Here is a 1,135-nt window from a genome sequence, read left to right on the forward strand (position 1 = left end):
GCAATACGGCAGCCGCCGTCCTGGCGGGCGTGGCGGTGATCGGTCTGGCGGCGGCCCTGGCGCACCACAACCGCAACCACGACAACCGCGACGAACGCCACGACGACGACTATTCGCGCGGCTATCAGGACGCCCTCTATGGCGCGACCTACGACCGCAACGACAGCGAGAGCTATCACGACGGCTATCTNNGCAGCAATCGTCGCGCGTCCAACACCGACCACGTCCGCCGCGCGCCGTGGGCGGCGCAGCAGGCCTGCTCGGCGCGCGCCGACGACTTCCAGAACCGGCCCCGCGGCAGCTCGGCCCCGATCAGCGTGCGCGATCTCGGCGGCGGCGATTGGCGGATGGTGATGGGGACCGGCCCCTATCGCTCGGTCTGCGTCGTCAGCAACGACGGCCGGGTGCGCAGCATCGACCCCTATTGATCGCTGACGTTCGTCAGGCGAGCAGCCGGGTCAGCAGGGCCGTCGTCGAGGGATCGAGGTCGGGTGAGGGAGCGCCTGCGGCCACGTCCTTGAGCACCGCCTTGGCCAGGACCTTGCCCAGTTCGACGCCCCACTGGTCGAAGCTGTTGATGTCCCAGATCACGCCCTCGACGAAGGTCTTGTGCTCATAAAGGGCGATCAGGGCGCCCAGGGCCTGGGGCGTCAGCCGGTCCATCAGGATGGCGGTCGAGGGGCGGTTGCCGGGGAAGGTCTTGTGCGGGGCCAGGCGGTCGGCCTCGGCCTCCGACGCGCCTGAGGCGATCAGTTCGGCATGGGCCTGGGCCTCTGTTTTGCCCTGCATCAGGGCCTGACCCTGGGCCAGGGCGTTGGACCAGAGAGGGCTTTCGGACGCGCCGTTGAGGGTGCTGGCGACTATGATGAACTCGGCCGGGACGACCTGCGGTCCCTGATGGATCTGCTGGAAGAAGGCATGCTGGCCGTTGGTGCCGGGTTCGCCGAAGACGACGGGGCAGGTCGGACGACCGACGGGCGCGCCGTCGCGGCGCACCCGCTTGCCGTTCGACTCCATCTCCAGCTGCTGCAGGAAGGCGGGCAGGCGGCGCAGGCCGTGGGCGTAGGGAGCGACGGTGCGGGCGGGGCGGTGAAGGCCGTCGACATTGTAGATCTGGGCCAGGGCCAGCAGGACC

At 69.5% G+C, this 1,135-nt stretch carries 1 pseudogene; it reads right to left on the bottom strand.

Going from position 1 to position 1,135, the window contains the following annotated elements:
* Positions 1-441 precede the first annotated feature (441 nt).
* Positions 442-1,135: pseudogene (locus tag HX774_RS18185) on the bottom strand (glucose-6-phosphate isomerase); the annotation flags it as partial.

The sequence above is a fragment of the Brevundimonas sp. P7753 genome (genome assembly GCF_013386595.1).
GTDB lineage: Bacteria > Pseudomonadota > Alphaproteobacteria > Caulobacterales > Caulobacteraceae > Brevundimonas > Brevundimonas bullata.